This is a genomic window from Aquimonas voraii (assembly GCF_900101825.1).
Classification (GTDB): Bacteria; Pseudomonadota; Gammaproteobacteria; order Xanthomonadales; family Xanthomonadaceae; genus Aquimonas; species Aquimonas voraii.
In genome coordinates this window covers 1-15,956 of the sequence record NZ_FNAG01000007.1, presented here as the reverse complement: position 1 = coordinate 15,956, position 15,956 = coordinate 1, and the positions used below count along the sequence as shown (strand labels likewise).

Sequence of the window (15,956 nt, the reverse complement as noted above, 5' to 3'; positions counted from 1 at the left end):
TGAACTGGACGATCCCTGGCGCGGCGAGCTCCGGTAGCATGGCGGCCCGTTGTCTGCGAGGCCGAACCATGTACAGCTCCGAACCCGGGGCGCTCACCGCGGCTCCACTGGCGGTACCGAGCTTCCGCCGCATGAAGGCGCAGGGCCAGCGCATCGTTTGCCTGACCGCCTACGACAGCAGCTTTGCCACCGCCATGGATGCCGCCGGCATCGATCTGGTGCTGGTCGGCGACTCGCTGGGCATGGTCGTGCAGGGCCACGCCAGCACCCTGCCGGTGACCGTCGACCAGATGGTCTACCACTCGGCGGCCGTGTCCCGCGGGCTGCGCCGCGCCGTGCTGATGGCCGACCTGCCTTACCAGAGCTATGCCACGCCGCAGCGCGCGCTGGATTCGGCGGCCCGTCTGCAGGCCGAGGGGCAGGCCGCCATCGTCAAGCTGGAGGGGGCGGGGCATGTGCTCGACAGCATTGAGTTCCTGAGCGCTCGCGATATTCCGGTGTGCGCCCATCTTGGGCTGACGCCGCAGTCGGTGCTCAAGCTTGGCGGCTATCGCGTCCAGGGCCGCGATGCCGAGGCCGCCCAGCGCCTGCGCGAAGACGCACGTCGCGTCACCGAGGCCGGTGCCGAGCTGCTGGTGCTCGAATGCGTGCCAGCTGGCCTTGCGGCCGAGATCACCCGCGATATCGCGATCCCCACCATCGGCATCGGCGCGGGGCCGGACTGCGATGGCCAGGTGCTGGTCATGCATGATCTGCTCGGCGTGACGCCTGGGCGTCGACCGCGCTTCGTCAAGGATTTTCTGGCGGGCGCCGGCACCGTCGAGGCAGCCTTCCTCGCCTACGCGGAGGCCGTGCGCAGCGGCAGCTTCCCGGCACCGGAGCACTGTTTCCAATGAGTCTTGAGCGTGTCGAAGACGTCGGCGCCTTGCGTCAACGCATTGCCGACTGGCGCCGGCAAGGCCTGCGCGTGGGCTTCGTGCCGACCATGGGCAACCTGCATCGCGGCCATCTGGCCCTGATCGCGCAGGCGCGCGAGCAGGCCGAGCGCGTGGTCTGCAGCATCTTCGTCAACCCGACCCAGTTCGGCCCCAACGAGGACTATGGCCGCTATCCGCGCACGCTAGAAGCGGATGCGTCTGCGCTGGACGCGGCCGGCTGCGACCTGCTGTTCCTGCCTTCGGTGGAGGCCATGTACCCGCTGGGTATCGAGCGCACGGTCCGCGTCGAGGTACCCGAGCTGTCGGATGTGCTGTGTGGCGCCTTCCGCCCCGGCCATTTCGCTGGCGTCGCCACCGTGGTCGCCCGTCTGTTCAATCAGGTCCAACCGGATCTCGCAGTATTCGGCCGCAAGGACTTCCAGCAGCTCGCGGTGATCCGTCATCTGGTGGCCGACCTCGCCTTCCCGATCCGCATCGAGGCCGGTGAGACCGTGCGCGAGCCCGATGGTCTCGCCATGAGTTCACGCAACCAGTACCTCCAGCCCGAAGAGCGGCGTCGCGCGGCGCTCATCTACGCGACCCTGTGCGAGGTGCGCGTGCGCCTGCTTGCGGGCGAGGCGGTTGCAGCGGTCGAGGCTTGGGGCGCGGAGCGGCTGGCGGCCGAAGGCTTCAAGGTCGACTACCTTGCGTTGCGCCGCCCGGATCGGCTGGCGGCGCCGGCCGTACGGGCCCGCGGCGCCTGGGTGGCCCTGGTCGCCGCCCGGCTTGGCTCGACCCGGCTGATCGACAATCTTGAGTTTAGCCTCGACTGAGCGAGGAGGGCGCCAGCGCGATCCGTGCCTGGCGCGCTGCCGTCGTTGAAGTTGTAAAAAAACATCGGGGGTGTTGTTTTTTTTCTTCGACAGGCGTAGCCTCTGAACCCGTCTCCAAAGACAGCCGCGACTGACAGGCGCTGGCCTCCAAGGAGCAGCAGGGCGTATCGCTAGGTAATCGTCACTCCGTTTCCACCCTCGCAGGGCATCCCGCGGGGGTTTTTTTTGTCCCGATGCCGGCGTCGACTGGATTCTGCAGTCCTGGACCCGTTCCTCGCGTCGAGTGTTGCGCGTAGACAACATCTTGCGCGTCACGGCACTGAGTCCGCAGCGGGATTCGATCCGTGAAGACGGCCCCGGCGCTGATCGACGCTGCAGGCACAGGAGAGCCTCGGCCGCGCGTGAGGTCAGGGTTTCTCGGCGACTGCTAGGCTTCGCGCCTCAGATCTTTTCCTGAACCGCGTCCATGGCCATCGATCCGAACGTGCTGTCTGCCCATGCCGCCCGTCTCCACGAGGCTTCACTGGAGGCATTGGCGCGCGAGCCGGAGCGCGCTGAGCGGATGCGGGCCATGGGGGCAGGAATCGAGCTGCACTATGCTCGCCAGCGCCTCGACCGCGCCGGGCTGGACGCCCTGCTGGCCGAGGCCCGCCGGCTGGACCTGAAAGAGCGGCTTCGCCACCTGTTCGCAGGCTCGATCGTCAACCCCACCGAGGACCGGCCGGCGCTGCACACCGCGCTGCGCTCGGATCTGGTCGACGAGGCTACCGCCAAGGCCGCTCGCGGTGAGGTCCAGGCCACGCTGGAGCGCATGGAGCGGCTGAGCGCGACCTTGGAGGGCAGTTCCGTCACCGATGTCATCAGTGTCGGCATTGGTGGCTCCGACCTGGGCCCGCGCTTGGTGGTCGACGCGCTTTCGGCCGAGGCCCGCTCGCGTTTCCGCGTGCATTTTCTGGCCAATGTCGACGGGCATGCGGCGGCCCGCCTGCTGCCCTCGCTGGACCCCTCGCGTACCGCGGTGGTGCTGGTGTCGAAGAGCTTCGGCACCCAGGAAACCCTGCTCAACGGGCAGCTGCTGCGGGCTTGGCTGCGCGATGACGCGCGGCTGTACGCTGTGACGGCCAACCTCGCGCGCGCGGCCGAATTCGGGGTGGCCGCCGAGCGCGTGCTGCCGATGTGGGACTGGGTGGGCGGCCGCTACTCGCTGTGGTCGGCGGTTGGCTGGTCGATCCGCCTGGCGCTCGGCCGCGCCGGTTTCGATGATCTCCGCGAGGGTGCGGCAGCGATGGACGCGCATGCGCTGGAGGCTCCGCTCGAAGCCAACCTGCCGGCGCTGCATGCCCTGCTGGCGGTCTGGAACCGGAGCGGCCTCGGCCTCGCCACGCAGGCCGTGCTGCCCTACGACCAGCGTCTCGCCCTGCTGCCGGATTTCCTGCAGCAGCTGGTGATGGAGAGTCTCGGCAAGCGGGTGCGGCTGGATGGCTCCGAACTGGGGCTCGACAGCGTGCCGGTGGTCTGGGGCGGCGTGGGCACCAACAGCCAGCATTCCTTCTTCCAGGCCCTGCATCAGGGCACCCAGATCGTGCCATCGGATTTCATTGGCGTGCTGAAGCCCGACCACGGCTTCGAGGACAATCATCGCGCCCTGCTGTCGAACCTGCTGGCCCAGTGCGAGGCCCTGGCGCGCGGACAGAACAGCGAGGATCCGCACCGCCACTATCCCGGCGGCCGCCCGAGCAGCTTGATCCTGCTGCAGCGCCTGGATGCCCACAGCCTTGGCGCGCTGCTGGCGCTCTACGAGCACTCGGTCTACCTGCAGTCGGTGCTGTGGGGCATCAATGCCTTCGACCAGTGGGGCGTGGAGCTGGGCAAGCAGCTCGCCAACCAGCTGCTGCCGGCGCTGACGGGTGAGCAGGCGGCGGGTGATGCACTCACCCAGGCGCTCCTGCAGCGGATCCGCTCGGCGGGCTGAGGGGCTTCACAACGCGTCTGCACGGGCTTGATGCAAGCGCCCGAGCGTGCCGCGTGCTTTCAGCCGCGCAGCGCAGCCTCCTGCCGCTGCAGTGCCCAGGCAACGTGTTCGCGCACCAGGGCCGAGGGGTGCTGCTGCTGCCTCGCCAGCGCCTCGCGCACCGTCGGCGAGGGCGGGGCATTGCCCAGGGCGACCGCGATGTTGCGCAGCCAGCGTTCATGGCCGATCCGGCGGATCGCCGAGCCTTCGGTCTTGCGCAGGAATTCCTCTTCGCTCCAGCCGAACAGCTCGACCAGGCTGCTGGAGTCCAGCGCATGGCGCGCGCGGAAGTCGGGTTCGGCGCTGAGCTTCGCGAACTTGTTCCAGGGGCAGGCCAGCTGGCAGTCGTCGCAGCCGTAGATGCGATTGCCCATCGCCGCGCGGAACTCCTCGGGAATCGGCCCGTGCAGCTCGATGGTGAGATAGGAGATGCAGCGCCGCGCATCGACCCGGTAGGGCGCAACGATGGCCGCGGTCGGGCAGGCGGCAAGACAGCGCGTGCAGGTGCCGCAGTGGTTGCTGGCCGGCGCGTCGATCGGCAGCGGCAGGTCGGTGAGGATCTCGCCGAGGAAGAACCACGAACCTGACTTCGAGTCGATCAGATTGCTGTGCTTGCCGATCCAGCCCAAGCCCGCATTGCGCGCCAAGGCTTTCTCCAGCACCGGCGCCGAATCGGTGAACACGCGGTAGCCGAAGGGGCCGATGGCCTCGGTCACGCGGTCGGCCAGCTTCTGCAGGCGCGCACGCATCAATTTGTGGTAATCGCGGCCCAGTGCGTAGCGCGAGACATAGGCCCGCTGCGGATCGGCCAGCACGGCTTCGGCCTCGGCCTGGCCCTCGGGCAGGTAGTCCATGCGCACCGAGATCACCCGCAGAGTGCCGGGCACCAGCGCCTCGGGCCGCGAGCGCACGGTGCCGTGGCGCTGCATGTAGTCCATCTCGCCATGGCAGCCTTGTGCCAGCCAATCCAGCAGGTGGGCCTCGTCCTCGCCGAGATCGATGCCGCTCACCCCAATCGCCGCGAAGCCCAGCGCGCGCGCCCAGCGCTCGAGCTCCTCGCGCTCGGGCAGGGCGGGTGCTGCGCTGCCTTCGGCTTCGTCGATGGGCGCTTTCATGTGCGTGAGTATAGAGGTGCCAAACGCAGCCAGATCAGGCGCTTGCAAAGGCCTCGCAGCGCCTGCTCCAAGCCCTTCATCGGCAGTTGACTCTGATCAACCGCGACCGAATGTCGCACCGCCACACTTCGGCCCGACTCAATCAAGGGGACCGCCCCCATGGCGATGGCGATAGACAAATCCGCGTACTACAACGACAAGGTGGTGCGCCAGTTCGCGGTGGTGACCGTGCTCTGGGGCATCGTGGGCATGCTGGTGGGCGTGATCATCGCTGCCCAGCTCTACTGGCCGGATCTCACGGCCGGCATCGAGTGGCTGTCTTACGGACGGCTGCGCCCGCTGCACACCAATGCGGTGATCTTCGCCTTCGGCGGTTCGGCGCTGTTCGCGACCAGCTACTACATCGTGCAGCGCACCTGCCACGTGCGCCTGTTCGCCGAGAAGCTCGCCGCCTTCACCTTCTGGGGCTGGCAGCTGGTCATCGTGCTCGCCGCCATCACCCTGCCGCTGGGCATCACCCAGGGCAAGGAGTACGCCGAGCTCGAATGGCCGATCGACTGGCTGATCACGGTGATCTGGGTGGCCTACGGCATCGTGTTCTTCGGCACGATCGCCACCCGCAAGGTCAAGCACATCTACGTGGCGAACTGGTTCTTCGCCGCCTACATCATCACCATCGCGGTGCTGCACATCGGCAACAACCTGGCCCTGCCGTCGACCGGGATCAAGTCCTACGGGATTCTCTCCGGCTCGGTCGATGCCATGACCCAATGGTGGTACGGCCACAACGCCGTCGGCTTCTTCCTGACCGCCGCCTTCCTCGGAATGATGTACTACTTCATTCCCAAGCAGGCCGGCCGCCCGGTGTTCTCCTACCGGCTGTCGATCGTGCACTTCTGGGCCCTGATCGCCATCTACATGTGGGCCGGCCCGCACCACCTGCAGTACACGGCGTTGCCCGACTGGGCACAGAGCCTCGGCATGGTGTTTTCGCTGGTGCTGCTGGCGCCGTCCTGGGGCGGCATGATCAACGGCATCATGACCCTCTCGGGCGCCTGGCATAAGCTGCGCACCGATCCGATCATCAAGTTCCTCATCGTCGCCCTGTCGTTCTACGGCATGAGCACCTTCGAGGGCCCGATGATGTCGATCAAGACGGTCAACTCCCTGAGCCACTACACCGACTGGACGATCGGCCACGTGCATTCCGGCGCGCTGGGTTGGGTGGCGATGATCACGGTCGGCTCGCTGTACGCGCTGCTGCCGCGCCTGCTTGGCCTGACCTCGATGTACTCGGTCAAGCTGATCGACACCCACTTCTGGGTGCACACCATCGGCGTGGTGTTCTACATCGCTTCGATGTGGATCGCCGGCGTGATGCAGGGCCTGATGTGGCGCGCCACCAACGAGGACGGCACCCTGACCTACACCTTCGTGGAGTCGCTGGCGGCCACCTATCCCTACTACCTGATCCGCCTGCTGGGTGGCGTGCTGGTGCTCAGCGGCATGCTGATCATGGCCTACAACGTCTGGAAGACCTACCAGCTCGCCAAGCAGGTGGAAGACGCCCCCGTGCTGCCTCCCGCCGCCGAACCGGCCCACGCCTGAGGTCGACCGAACATGAGCAACAATTTCCACGAGAAAGTCGAGAAGAACGTCGGCCTGATGGGCATCCTGATCGCGGTCGCGATCTCCTTCGGAGGCCTGTCGCAGATCATCCCGCTGATGTTCCAGGCCGAAGCGGTCGAGCCGCTGCCGGGCGTCAAGCCCTATCCCGCGCTGGAGTTGGCCGGCCGCGATGTCTACATCCGCGAGGGCTGCTACAACTGCCACTCGCAGATGATCCGCACCCTGCGCTTCGAAACCGAGCGCTATGGCCACTACTCGCTGGCGGGCGAGTCGGTCTATGACCGGCCCTTCCAGTGGGGCAGCAAGCGCACGGGGCCTGACCTGGCCCGCGTCGGCGGGCGCTACAGCGACGACTGGCATCGCGTGCACCTGATCAACCCGCGTGACGTGGTGCCCGAGTCGAACATGCCCGCGTATCCGTGGCTGGCCGAGCGCGAGGTCAACCCGGAAACCCTGGTCAAGCACATGCGCACGCTGCAGACCATCGGCGACCCCTACACCGACGAAGAGATCGAGGGTGCCACGGCCGCCGTGGCCGGCAAGACCGAACTCGATGCCGTCGTCGCCTACCTGCAGGGCCTGGGCAAGCATGCCCCGCGTCCGGGTGCGGCCGTGGCGCAGCAGGCGGGTGCGCCATGAGTCAGGGCACCTTCTCGGGCCTGCTGACGGCCTTCCTGTTCGTCACTTTCATCGTCGGCGTGATCTGGGCCTACAGCGGCAAGCGCAAGGCCGAATTCGACGCCGCCGCCCGGCTGCCACTTGAGGACGGCCCGGCACCGCACGGCAACGCACAACGCACAAGCGAGAACGCACCATGAGCGCCTTCTGGACCTGGTACATCGCAGCCCTGGTGGTCATCAACCTGGTTGGCTGCGTGCTTCTGATCTACTACACCGGCCGTTCGCGTCCCGGCGACGCCAAGCCCGAGGACACCAGCCACATCTGGGACGGTGACCTGACCGAGTACAACAAGCCGATGCCGAAGTGGTGGATCAACCTCTTCTACATCACCATCGTCTTCACCGTCGGCTACCTCGTGTACTACCCGGGAGTCGGTGCGTTTGCCGGCGTCGGCGGCTGGAGCAGCGCCGGCCAGCACGACGCCGATAAAGCCGAGTCGGAGGCCCGCTTGGCGCCGCTTTTCGCGCAGTTCGCCGACGTGCCGATCCCGCAGCTGGCCAGCGATCCGAAGGCGCTGTCGTTGGGACAGTCTGTGTTCGCCAACAACTGCGCCATGTGCCATGGCTCGGACGCGCGCGGCAGCCGGGGCTTCCCCAACCTGACCGACACCGCGTGGAACTGGGGCGGCAGTCCTGAAGCCATCCTCACCACGGTGCTCAACGGGCGCCAGGCCGCGATGCCGGCCTTCGGCGCGGTGCTTGGCTCCGACCAGGCCATCACCGAGACCGCCGTGTACGTGCAGAGTCTGTCGGGTATGAAGGTTGACCCTGCACTGGCTGCTGCCGGCAAGGCCCGCTTCGAGGGCGTCTGTGCGGCCTGCCACGGCATCGAGGGCAAGGGCAACGAGATGCTGGGCGCGCCGAACCTCACCGACGACGCCTGGCTGTACGGCAGCGACCTCGCCACCCTGCGCGAGGGCATCGTCAAGGGGCGCAACGGCATGATGCCCCCGCACGGTCCGATCATCGGCAATGACCGGGCGAGGCTGGTGGCCGCTTATGTCTACTCGCTCAGCCAGGCGCAGGGTCAACAACTCAGCGAACGCTGAGAACGCCGCCGATCAAGGCTTCACCGCAAGGCCCGGGCATATCCCGGGCCTTGTGTTTCCTGCGCTGAAATTGATCCAACCGGGGGCGCGCAGGCGCTCGATCGTGGAATCCTCGCGGCCATTCCTTCCGCCCTCACCGGAACCGGCACATGAGCCCCCCAGACCCGTTCGATCACCCCCCGCGTCCCATGGCCCAGCGCCTTGGCGCCATCCTCTGGCCGAGTTTCTTCGCCGCCGGCGTCGCCACCATGGTGTTCTTCGCCTTCGTCGATCCGCTGGCCCTGCGCGACATGACCTTCCCCGACTGGGAGGTCCAGCGCGAGCTGGGCTATACCCTGGGCTTCTTCATGTTCTGGGCCTGCACCGCCAGTTCCAGCCTGTTCACCTGGATCCTGCTGCGCCCCGCAAGCCGGTTCAACCGTCCCCTGCCCAAGGAGGACTGAAGACGCCATGGCCAAAGAAATTCCCGCCGTGCTCACCGAGGGCGGCAATGCCCTCTACAAGTCCGAGGACAAGGTCTATCCGCGCGAGACCCACGGCCGCTATACCCGGCTGCGAGTGGCGGCGGTCTGGATGCTGCTCGGCATCTACTACGTCTTTCCCTGGCTGCGCTGGGACGGTCGCCAGGCGGTGCTGTTCGACCTGCCCGCTCGCAAGTTCTACGTGTTCGGGCTCAATTTCTGGCCGCAGGACTTCATTTTCCTCGCCCTGCTGCTGATCCTCGCGGGTTTGTCGCTGTTCTTTTTCACGGCCCTGGCGGGGCGGCTCTGGTGTGGCTACGCCTGCCCGCAGACGGTATGGACCGAAGTCTTTGTCTGGATCGAGCGCTTCTTCGAGGGCGACCGTGCCAAGCGGATGAAGCTCGATGCTTCGCCCTGGACTCGCGACAAGGCGCTGCGCAAGGGCGGCAAGCACGCGGTCTGGCTGATCTTCGCGCTCTGGACCGGTTTCACCTTCGTCGGTTTCTTCACTCCGATCACCGACCTCGGCGCGCGCCTGTTCTCGCTGCAGTGGGGGGCGTGGGAGACCTTCTGGGTCCTGTTCTACTCGCTGGCGACCTGGGGCAATGCCGGCGTGCTGCGCGAGCAGGTGTGCAAGTACATGTGCCCCTATGCGCGCTTCCAGAGCGCGATGTTCGACCGCAACACCCTGATCATCAGCTACGACCCGATGCGCGGAGAGCCCCGCGGCGCCCGCAAGCGCGGCTTGCCAAGCGTGCTGGAGCGTGCCCGTGGCCTGCTCGACATGCGCGCCGCGACCGCCGCGGTGATCGCCGCGGCGCACGCCGCCATGCGCGGCGAATCCAAGGTGCAGGCGCGTGCCACCACCGCGCTGGCGGTGGATGCGCTCGATACCAGCGCTGCGCCCACGGTCAACTCGCCCGAGGACCTCGGCGACTGCATCGACTGCACGATCTGCGTGCAGGTGTGCCCCACTGGCATCGACATCCGCAATGGCCTGCAGTACGAGTGCATCGCCTGCGGCGCCTGCATCGACGCCTGCGACGAGGTGATGGACAAGGTCGGCTACCCGCGCGGCCTGATCCGCTACACCACGCAGAATGCGGTCGACAACAAACCCACCCGCGTGCTTCGCCCTCGCGTGATCGTCTATGGCCTGCTGCTGACGGCCATCTTCGCCGGCTGGCTGTGGGGCGTGACCCATCGGCAGGCGCTGAACGTCGACGTGCTGCGCGATCGCAATGCTCTATACCGGGTCGCCGGCGACGGCAGCATCGAGAATGCGTATACGCTCAAGCTGATCAACAAGCAGGCCCAGGCCCAGCGCTACCGGGTGACCGTGCAGGGCGTGGACATCGTGCTGGTGGAGGCTCCATTCGAGATCGCCACGGGGCCGGAAGAAGTGGTCAACCTGGCTTTCACCCTGCGTGCAGCCGAGGGCGTCGTTCGCGGCAAGCGCGATGTGGTGCTCGAGATCGAGAGTCTCGATGACCCGAACTTGCGACTGCAGCACACCACGCGCTTCTTCGGCCCCGCGCAGTAAGGCGGCACGGGGCCGATCGAGTCTCGCAAAAAAAAAGGCGGCGACCACAAGGTCGCCGCCACAAAAAACTACCCATCGGTTGCTGCGTCAACAGCCACAAGGCTGCGGGGCGAATTCTGCAGCAGCCCGCAGCACTTCGCGCCTGTCAGATCTGACAGGGTGTCACTGCGAGTAGAGCATGCGGTTCGGCGAGCCTGAGCCGATGCCGGTCAGCACGTTGGTGGTAGCGCGGTTGTAGATGTAGTTGCGCACCGTTGCAGGAGTCGCCGAGGGCGCGCCGGCCAGGTAGAGCGCAGCGACGCCAGCCACGTGCGGCGACGCCATCGAGGTGCCGCTGATGGTGTTGGTCGCCGAGTTGCTGGTGTACCAGGCCGAGGTGATGCTGCTTCCGGGCGCGAAGATATTGACGCAGGTGCCGAAGTTCGAGAACGAGGAGCGCGCGTCCGTGCTGGTGGTCGAGCCGACCGTGATCGCGTTGGCCACGCGCGCCGGCGAGTAGTTGCAGGCATTGGCGTTGCTGTTGCCCGCCGCGACCACCACGGTGACGCCAGCATTGATCAGGTTGTTGGTGGCGGTGTCGGTCGCGCTGGAGGCGCCGCCGCCCAGGCTCATGTTGGCCACCGCGGGCTTGACGTGGTTGGCGCGCACCCAGTCGATGCCGGCGATGATCGTCGAGTTGGAACTGCCGCCCGAGCAGCCGAAGACACGCACCGGGACGATGCGCGCGCCCTTGGCGACGCCGTGCACCGAACCCGCCACCGTGCCGGCGACATGGGTGCCGTGGCCGTTGCAATCGCTGGTGCCACGGCCGTCGTTGATGTAGCTGGCACCACCGCTGACACGTCCACCGAACTGGCTGTGCGAGGCCAGTACGCCGCTGTCGATGATGTAGGCGCGCACGTTGGTGGCGGTGGTGTTGTAGATGTAAGTGCCGTTCAGCGGCCGGTTGCGCTGGTCGATGCGGTCCAGGCCCCAGGTAGCGCCGGTCTGGGTGGCGTCGAGATAGACCATGCCGTCTTCTTCGACGAAGGCCACGCGGTCATCCCAGAGCAGCTGCTCGACCTGCTTCTCGCTGGCATTCCTCACCACGAACCCCTTGATGGCGTGCTCGTAGACGCGGTCCACTTCCAGCTTGTGCGACACCGCCATGTCGGCGGCCATGCTCAGCGCGCTCGCGCTTGGCGCACCGCGGGTGGTGGTGCTGGTTTCGAAGGCCGAATCCTTCAGCACGACGATGTACTGCCCCTTGATCGGCGCTTCGGCGCGCTTGAGTTCGGTGGCCGCGGCCGGAAGCGAGGCAGCAATCATCGAGCAGAGCACTGCGAGTTTCATCTTCATCTGAACTTCCCCGTTGAGTGATGGAGCCGATCGGCCCCGGAGTTGACGCGGTGGTGGGGCAGGAGTCTTCACGCGCTGTCGCGCTGACCTGGCCATCCCCCGATGGCCCTCCTGCCCGGCCGGTTTTTCGCACCCGTTGGGAAGTCTGTCAATGTTCTGCAATGGGCCGGTCTGACTGCGCTGCGTCAACCGCTGGCGCGCTGCAAGGCCCTGAGCAGCAGAGGGAAAGTTGGGCGCGCGCAGGGTAGGGCAGGGCGACCGCACATCGATCACCCTCCCATGCCGCCACCGAATGAACCCATATGTTCCGCCCAAGGCAACTCGGGTTTCACGAGACGCCTGCCGAGCTACGCGATCCTCGGCCTCTGGGGCACCGGCATCCCGCAGTGTCGAGCGCGGCCAGACGGGCCATCGCGCTCGTGGTTCGGGCGGCCTGGGCAGAGCCAAGGAAAGCAACGCGCGCTTCGGGTTCCGCCTGTCGGCACCAGCGGTTGAGCGCGCTGACTTCCCGGGGGCATCCGCGATACGGCGCGAAGCCGGTCGGCGGTGGAGGACCGCGCAAGAAAAAACCCCGCTTTCGGCGGGGTTCTTTGTGAATCATGGTGGCCAAGGACGCTACCACAAGGATCTCGGAAAGCGTTTCTTTGCTTGGCTTGTCGCGATGATTCCCCGAGGCGATGCCCCCAAGAATGCCCCCAATCGACGGCGCTGCGGCATGCGCTCGACCCACCGCCACAAGGCCAGGTTTCCCCCTCAAAAGTGGAAAACCACCGAAGCCTGACACATCCCCAGCACGGGGGGCATTTGCTCACCCAAGAGGGTGAACGGCTCACACCCGCTCGATACGCACCACGCGCCCGCCCTGCACGGTGAACAGCGCCAGGCCGGTATCGCGCTCGAACTCCCAGCGCTCGGCGACGGCCGCGCCGTGCTCATTGACCAGGGTCACGATGCGCCAGGGCGTGCCGCACGCGCGCAGCTTCGTCATGGGCGCACCCACGGTGATGACGGACTGGCCGCAGCGCTCGGAGTGCGACGGGCTGGCGCTGGCCAGCGCAGGCAGCAGCAACGCGAGGGAGAGAATCAGGGCGCGACGCATGGGCGGCTCCAGGTGGGGGCCTCTGCGAATCTGCAGAGGGGGGCAGACAGGGCCTCACGGGATTTCGTGACGCCCACCGATCCACGCGCCGAGCCTGCCACGCCGCGCGCCGTATCGCCAGAAAGGCGAAGGCCCCACCTCACGGCGGGGCCCTCTACGCACATCAGCAGCTACCAGACCACCTCCGCACGCCCGGCCCTTGGCTCTCGCCGTCGCCGGTAGACCGCTGCAGGACCATGCGTAGCACTGCAGCGGCGGGTTCCTTACCCGCTGATCGGGATCTTGACCACGCCACGCCAGTCCAGGAAGCGCCCGCCGAACACATGGCGCACGCGGTACTGCAGGTCGTCGGAGTTGGTCAGCGGCTCTTCAATCACGACAGGGCCGTTGTCACCGTCGAGCATGGCGAGCTCGAAAGTATCGATCTGCGGCGGCGCAGCCATGACGTAGGCCGCACCGGCGCCGAGGCGCGGTTCCACCACCAGCTGCAGGCTGCTCAGCCAATTCGGCGTGCCGGCCTCCACCGCGCCGCTCTGCTGCATGTGGCGGGAGCTGGCGGCCAGCAGCATTTCGGCGATCGACTCCAGCTCGGCCGGTACCAGCAGGAAGCGCGGCTGCAGGTTCAGCAGGCCACCGCCGAGCGCGGTCTGCTTGCGCAGCAGCGTGCGGGCCGCGCCGAGCGCATTCACGTCCAGGTCGCTGGCCGCGGCGGTCAGGTTGCCGTGGTCCGCGTGGAATAGCGTCTTCGTGTCCTGCATCGTCTGGCCGGCGCCGGAGTTCGCGAGCAACAGCGCATAGACTTCATCGGCCTCGCGCCGCTTGGCGGCCTGCCCCATGGCCTGCTGCGCACGCGCGAAGGCGCCGAGGTCGTCATTGCGGACAGCCTCGAAGGTCAGGCGGATGCTGCGGCCCCACTTGCTCACCGCGTACTCGGCCTGATCCTCATCCATCGCGCCGAACTCGTACTCGGCACCTTCAGCCACGGCGCGAAGCTCCGGGGCGCTGCCGATGATCGGGCGGTGCTGCGTCTTGAAGTCGGGCACCGTGGTCGGGAGCACCCACGCGACGTGGGACTGCGGCTCGATCTCGTAGCCGTTGCGCAGGGCCTTGGTGGCGCTGTTGGCCAGAATGCGGGTGAAGTCGCTCGTGGTCATGGCGGCGCGGATCGCTTCGGCCATGTTGTAGCGGTGAACGGTCTTGCCGGCGCGACTGAGCACGGTGTTTGCGATGTCGCCGATCGACATGCCCACCAGGTCACGCGCGGCCGCATGCGGCTTGCGCAGGGACAGGCCAGAGCGCAGCAGCAGCGCATCGGCGGCGGCTTCGTTGAAGTCATCACCGGCGCGCGGCTGCGAGGCCGAGTAGGCCGTGCCCTGCACGGGGCTAGCACCTTGACCGACATGCGCCAGCAAACGCGCCTGCGCATGCTCCAGGCTGACGGTCGGGTCGGCCAGCAAGTCGGCCTCCAGCCGAGCCACGCCGTCCATGTCGCGGAAGCCGGCGAAGACGCCGCGCAGCATGCCGTTGCGCTGGATCAGAGCGGCCATCGGATCGCCAGCAGGGACAGCGGGAGCCGCACGCGAGGCGGCGGGGTTCGGGTTGGGCATGGTTGCACCTCGAATGCGGTTGAAGGCCGCAGCGACGCGCGCGGCCAGGTTCTCGGGGGGAGCGCCGGCAGGCACTTCGGGGATCTCGGCAGAGCCGCCGATGATCTGATCAGCCAAGCCAAAGGCCACCGCCTCCTTGGCGGTAAAGAAGTGATCCGTGCCGTCCATCAGCATCGGCAGAATCTCTTCCTCGCTGCGGCCGGACTTTTCCGCGTAGGCCACCGCCATCACCTTCGCGTGCGCCTCCAGCTCATCCGCTGCGGCACGCAGCTGCGCGGCATTGCCGCCCGAGTTGGAGAACCACGGGCCGTGGACCATGATCAGGCTGGCTTCGTACATGCGCACTTCGTCGGCTGCCATTGCAACCAGACTCGCGATGCTCGCAGCCACACCCGTGACGGTCACGACGATGCGCGCAGGATGCGCCTTCAGCGCGTTGTAGATCGCGAGGCCCGCGGAGACGCTGCCCCCGTAGCTGTTGATGGTGACGTGGATCTCGCTGATACCAGCCATTGCCGCGAGCTGATCAAGAATCGCAGCCTCATCGGCATTGGTAGGCGAGGACCAGTCGGGCCCACCGATATCGCCGATGATCCGCAGTTCGGCGCCGTTGGCGGTGGGGAGTAGAGCGAGGGTGCGGGGCTTGGGCATGCCCGCAGAGTCAGCCCCCGCCTGGTGACATTGCACGCGCGTCCATGTCACCAGCGCTCGCGAGTATGCGCAGCAGCTGCCGGCGCCCGGGCAAGCGCCGCAGCCGGCTGCACTGCATGGCCTCGAACGTGTGCCGCTGCAGGGAGCCGGCTGGCGGCGGCGTCACCAGCAGCCGCGGCCAGGCGCGGAGAATCAGGGGCTCTTCCGATTGGATCGCCTGCACCCGAGCGAACAGGCCACCGCCGACCACCGCACCCGCCGAGCGCAGATGCGCATCGCGAGCCAGGCGAACCGCGACGCTTGGCAGGGCGTCTTCGGCGAGGCACAGAATGGATGCCTGCAGGTCCGGCGGCCACGGCCGGCCCGCTTGCTGCAGCGCCCGAGCGCGCGCCAGGACCTGCGAGGCCGGCGCTTCAATCATCGGCCGCCTCGCCGTCGTCGACGCCGTCGCCTTCGTCCGCCAGGCGCATGCCCCGCACCGCGCCGACAGCCTTGGCGACCGTCGCTTCGATGGCCGCATAGCAGGCCGATTCAGATTGCAGCACCGGCAGCTGCGCGCGTAGCGCTGGCGGGATCGCGCCAAGGATTGGGGCGATGCGCGCGCCGGTCTTGACCAGTAGCGCATCCATCACCGCAACCGGCGCGAGCTCGGCCATGCGCTCGGCGTTTCGCATGCGCAGGCCTTCGGCGCGGGCGCGCAACAGGCCCAGGCGCTCGCGCTGCAGCTCGGGCGAGGATTGGCGCGCGCGGTCTGCGGCGGTGTCGCGGAGACGCTGCGTGTAGGCGCGGACCCACTCGCGCAGCGATGCGCCCTCGACCAGCACACCAGCAGCGATCAGACGCGAGACGTGCTGCTGCGACAGGCCGACCAGCAGGCCGAAGTCGGCTTGACTCGGCGCCGGCTTGCCCAGGTCGAAGCCAGCCAGGAAGCCAGAACTCAGGGGCATACAACCCCCCTCGCACCGCACACAGCCCCATGCCGCACCCCATGACTAGCGCGGGAATGCGGCCATGCAACCCGCA

At 67.3% G+C, this 15,956-nt stretch carries 15 protein-coding genes; 9 read left to right on the top strand and 6 right to left on the bottom strand.

Annotation, left to right across the window (positions count from 1 at the left end; translation table 11 throughout):
• The first annotated feature begins 68 nt into the window (after positions 1–68).
• The 3 genes from panB to pgi all read left to right on the top strand — a co-directional run bounded on the left by panB (position 69) and on the right by pgi (position 3,722).
• A complete protein-coding gene (gene panB / locus BLP83_RS11915) occupies positions 69–896 on the top strand; it encodes a 3-methyl-2-oxobutanoate hydroxymethyltransferase (RefSeq protein ID WP_091243021.1) in 828 nt (275 codons plus the stop codon).
• Positions 893–1,750 (top strand): pantoate--beta-alanine ligase, encoded by an 858-nt coding sequence (panC, locus tag BLP83_RS11910; protein WP_091243020.1) that lies wholly within the window; start codon positions 893–895, stop codon positions 1,748–1,750. Before panB ends, panC begins: the two co-directional genes overlap by 4 nt.
• 466 nt (positions 1,751–2,216) lie before the next feature.
• Positions 2,217–3,722 carry a glucose-6-phosphate isomerase gene (gene pgi / locus BLP83_RS11905; RefSeq protein WP_091243017.1) on the top strand — a complete coding sequence of 502 codons (1,506 nt, stop codon included), beginning with the start codon at positions 2,217–2,219 and terminating at the stop codon, positions 3,720–3,722.
• A 59-nt stretch (positions 3,723–3,781) separates the two neighbouring features.
• Here pgi and queG read toward each other — a convergent pair whose 3' ends face one another.
• Entirely contained in the window at positions 3,782–4,876 is a 1,095-nt protein-coding gene (gene queG, locus BLP83_RS11900; RefSeq protein ID WP_091243014.1) for a tRNA epoxyqueuosine(34) reductase QueG, read from the bottom strand.
• 159 nt (positions 4,877–5,035) lie between these two features.
• Here queG and ccoN point away from each other — a divergent pair, with 159 nt between their 5' ends.
• The 6 genes from ccoN to BLP83_RS11870 all read left to right on the top strand — a co-directional run bounded on the left by ccoN (position 5,036) and on the right by BLP83_RS11870 (position 10,238).
• Complete coding sequence (gene ccoN, locus BLP83_RS11895) at positions 5,036–6,484, top strand: cytochrome-c oxidase, cbb3-type subunit I (RefSeq protein WP_342670447.1); 1,449 nt, start codon at positions 5,036–5,038, stop codon at positions 6,482–6,484.
• A gap of 12 nt (positions 6,485–6,496) precedes the next feature.
• Positions 6,497–7,144: a cytochrome-c oxidase, cbb3-type subunit II gene (gene ccoO, locus BLP83_RS11890; protein WP_091243011.1), complete on the top strand. Its 648-nt coding sequence runs from the start codon at positions 6,497–6,499 to the stop codon at positions 7,142–7,144.
• Complete coding sequence (locus BLP83_RS11885) at positions 7,141–7,323, top strand: cbb3-type cytochrome oxidase subunit 3 (protein WP_091243008.1); 183 nt, start codon at positions 7,141–7,143, stop codon at positions 7,321–7,323. Before ccoO ends, BLP83_RS11885 begins: the two co-directional genes overlap by 4 nt.
• Complete coding sequence (ccoP, locus tag BLP83_RS11880; protein WP_091243006.1) at positions 7,320–8,234, top strand: cytochrome-c oxidase, cbb3-type subunit III; 915 nt, start codon at positions 7,320–7,322, stop codon at positions 8,232–8,234. Before BLP83_RS11885 ends, ccoP begins: the two co-directional genes overlap by 4 nt.
• Positions 8,235–8,383: 149 nt before the next feature.
• A complete protein-coding gene (locus tag BLP83_RS11875; RefSeq protein WP_091243003.1) occupies positions 8,384–8,677 on the top strand; it encodes a hypothetical protein in 294 nt (97 codons plus the stop codon).
• Positions 8,678–8,684: 7 nt separating this feature from the next.
• Complete coding sequence (locus BLP83_RS11870; protein WP_091243000.1) at positions 8,685–10,238, top strand: 4Fe-4S dicluster domain-containing protein; 1,554 nt, start codon at positions 8,685–8,687, stop codon at positions 10,236–10,238.
• 162 nt (positions 10,239–10,400) lie between these two features.
• Here the strand turns inward: BLP83_RS11870 and BLP83_RS11865 are convergent, their stop codons facing one another.
• The 5 genes from BLP83_RS11865 to BLP83_RS11845 form a co-directional block, all read right to left on the bottom strand.
• Positions 10,401–11,576 carry a S8 family peptidase gene (locus BLP83_RS11865; protein WP_091242997.1) on the bottom strand — a complete coding sequence of 392 codons (1,176 nt, stop codon included), beginning with the start codon at positions 11,574–11,576 and terminating at the stop codon, positions 10,401–10,403.
• A gap of 829 nt (positions 11,577–12,405) precedes the next feature.
• The gene (locus BLP83_RS11860) at positions 12,406–12,675 is read right to left on the bottom strand and encodes a hypothetical protein (RefSeq protein WP_091242994.1); all 270 of its coding nucleotides are present in this window, start codon (positions 12,673–12,675) and stop codon (positions 12,406–12,408) included.
• A gap of 263 nt (positions 12,676–12,938) precedes the next feature.
• Positions 12,939–14,933 (bottom strand): head maturation protease, ClpP-related, encoded by a 1,995-nt coding sequence (locus BLP83_RS11855; protein ID WP_091242992.1) that lies wholly within the window; start codon positions 14,931–14,933, stop codon positions 12,939–12,941.
• A 10-nt stretch (positions 14,934–14,943) separates the two neighbouring features.
• The gene (locus BLP83_RS11850) at positions 14,944–15,354 is read right to left on the bottom strand and encodes a hypothetical protein (RefSeq protein WP_091242990.1); all 411 of its coding nucleotides are present in this window, start codon (positions 15,352–15,354) and stop codon (positions 14,944–14,946) included.
• A complete protein-coding gene (locus tag BLP83_RS11845) occupies positions 15,347–15,880 on the bottom strand; it encodes a hypothetical protein (RefSeq protein ID WP_091242987.1) in 534 nt (177 codons plus the stop codon). The genes BLP83_RS11850 and BLP83_RS11845 overlap by 8 nt, the downstream gene beginning before the upstream one ends.
• Between the last annotated feature and the right edge of the window lie 76 nt (positions 15,881–15,956).

Bases quoted from the DNA above. Each gene is read 5' to 3' on its own strand.
- BLP83_RS11865 (WP_091242997.1), bottom strand. From the start codon at position 11,576: ATGAAGATGAAACTCGCAGTGCTCTGCTCGATGATTGCTGCCTCGCTT.
- panC (WP_091243020.1), top strand. From the start codon at position 893: ATGAGTCTTGAGCGTGTCGAAGACGTCGGCGCCTTGCGTCAACGCATT.
- ccoO (WP_091243011.1), top strand. From the start codon at position 6,497: ATGAGCAACAATTTCCACGAGAAAGTCGAGAAGAACGTCGGCCTGATG.
- pgi (WP_091243017.1), top strand. From the start codon at position 2,217: ATGGCCATCGATCCGAACGTGCTGTCTGCCCATGCCGCCCGTCTCCAC.
- BLP83_RS11870 (WP_091243000.1), top strand. From the start codon at position 8,685: ATGGCCAAAGAAATTCCCGCCGTGCTCACCGAGGGCGGCAATGCCCTC.
- BLP83_RS11850 (WP_091242990.1), bottom strand. From the start codon at position 15,354: ATGATTGAAGCGCCGGCCTCGCAGGTCCTGGCGCGCGCTCGGGCGCTG.
- BLP83_RS11855 (WP_091242992.1), bottom strand. From the start codon at position 14,933: ATGCCCAAGCCCCGCACCCTCGCTCTACTCCCCACCGCCAACGGCGCC.
- panB (WP_091243021.1), top strand. From the start codon at position 69: ATGTACAGCTCCGAACCCGGGGCGCTCACCGCGGCTCCACTGGCGGTA.
- ccoP (WP_091243006.1), top strand. From the start codon at position 7,320: ATGAGCGCCTTCTGGACCTGGTACATCGCAGCCCTGGTGGTCATCAAC.
- BLP83_RS11860 (WP_091242994.1), bottom strand. From the start codon at position 12,675: ATGCGTCGCGCCCTGATTCTCTCCCTCGCGTTGCTGCTGCCTGCGCTG.
- BLP83_RS11885 (WP_091243008.1), top strand. From the start codon at position 7,141: ATGAGTCAGGGCACCTTCTCGGGCCTGCTGACGGCCTTCCTGTTCGTC.
- queG (WP_091243014.1), bottom strand. From the start codon at position 4,876: ATGAAAGCGCCCATCGACGAAGCCGAAGGCAGCGCAGCACCCGCCCTG.
- ccoN (WP_342670447.1), top strand. From the start codon at position 5,036: ATGGCGATGGCGATAGACAAATCCGCGTACTACAACGACAAGGTGGTG.
- BLP83_RS11875 (WP_091243003.1), top strand. From the start codon at position 8,384: ATGAGCCCCCCAGACCCGTTCGATCACCCCCCGCGTCCCATGGCCCAG.
- BLP83_RS11845 (WP_091242987.1), bottom strand. From the start codon at position 15,880: ATGCCCCTGAGTTCTGGCTTCCTGGCTGGCTTCGACCTGGGCAAGCCG.